This is a genomic window from Oerskovia gallyi (assembly GCF_014836745.1).
Classification (GTDB): Bacteria; Actinomycetota; Actinomycetes; order Actinomycetales; family Cellulomonadaceae; genus Oerskovia; species Oerskovia paurometabola.
In genome coordinates, this window is sequence record NZ_JACSQE010000031.1 from 1 (window position 1) to 608 (window position 608).

Annotated in this window: 1 protein-coding gene; it reads right to left on the reverse strand. The window is 66.4% G+C overall.

The window, feature by feature from the left end; translation table 11 throughout:
- On the reverse strand, positions 1–608 hold a 608-nt coding region (locus H9640_RS18880; protein WP_225227489.1), incomplete at both ends, for a methyl-accepting chemotaxis protein.

Consider the following 608-nt stretch of genomic DNA (forward strand, 5'->3'; position numbering starts at 1 on the left):
GTGATGTTGCCCGCGATCTCCGAGGCCCCCGTCGCGGACTCCTGCACCCCACGAGACATCTCCGTCGTCGTCGCGGTCTGCTCCTCCACCGCCGAGGCGATCGTCAGCTGATAGTCGTTGATCCGCCCGATGATGTCCGCGATCTCACCGATCGCCCCCACCGCACTCGACGTGTCGTCCTGGATCGCCTCCACCCGACGAGCGATGTCCTCCGTCGCCTTCGCCGTCTCCTGCGCCAGCTCCTTGACCTCAGAAGCCACCACCGCGAACCCCTTGCCCGCCTCCCCCGCACGAGCCGCCTCGATCGTCGCGTTCAACGCCAACAAGTTCGTCTGCTCAGCGATCGACGTGATCACCTTCACCACATCACCGATCTCCTGCGAGCTCGTCCCCAGCTTCTGCACCGTCACATTCGTCGACGCCGCACGATCCGTCGCACGATTAGCCACCTTCGCCGCCTCGTTCGAGTTCTGCGCGATCTCCCGAATAGAAGCCCCCATCTGCTCCGCCCCCGCAGCCACCGTCCGCACGTTCTGCGACACCTGCTCCGCAGCAGCCGCCACCACCCCCGACTGCGCCGCCGTCTCCTCCGACGACGCCGAGAACTG